This window comes from Pseudoalteromonas sp. NZS100_1, from assembly GCF_015864285.1.
GTDB classification, from domain to species: Bacteria; Pseudomonadota; Gammaproteobacteria; order Enterobacterales; family Alteromonadaceae; genus Pseudoalteromonas; species Pseudoalteromonas arctica.
Genome location: NZ_JADYXN010000369.1, coordinates 1 through 512, shown reverse-complemented (window position 1 = coordinate 512; position 512 = coordinate 1). Strand labels below are relative to the sequence as shown.

1 protein-coding gene is annotated in these 512 nt (G+C 61.5%); it reads left to right on the top strand.

Features of this window, described 5'->3' with window-relative positions; genetic code table 11:
- Positions 1–512, top strand: a 512-nt coding sequence (locus I6F66_RS22340) for a molybdopterin-dependent oxidoreductase (RefSeq protein ID WP_197209930.1), incomplete at both ends; no start/stop codon positions are given.

The following is a 512-nucleotide window of genomic DNA, read 5'->3' as shown; positions in this document are numbered from 1 at the left end:
GTTCCCCGACGCGAGTTGCACCAAGAAGCTCGAATTTTGCGAAAATGGCGCCAAGGCGCTCGCGCACGAGGCGACGAAGTTCTGCGTGACGCGCGATTTTTTTGCGCAGCACAGCGTATCCGACCTGATGGCGCAGTCGGACTATTGGCTCGAGATGCAGGGACGGCTGACCGAGCCGATGCGTTACGACGCCGCGACCGACCATTATGTGCCGGTGAGCTGGGACGACGCCTTTGCGCTGATCGGCGATCATCTGCGCGCGCTCGACAGCCCCGACGAGGCCGAATTCTACACGTCGGGCCGCACCGCGAACGAGACGGCCTTCCTCTATTCGATCTTCGTGCGTGAGTTTGGCACGAACAATTTCCCCGACTGTTCGAACATGTGTCACGAACCGACGAGCCGGGGGCTGCCGCATTCGATCGGGGTGGGCAAAGGCACGGTGGTGCTGGACGACTTCGAGCATGCCGAAGCGATTTTCCTGATCGGGCATAATGCGGGGACCAACGCGC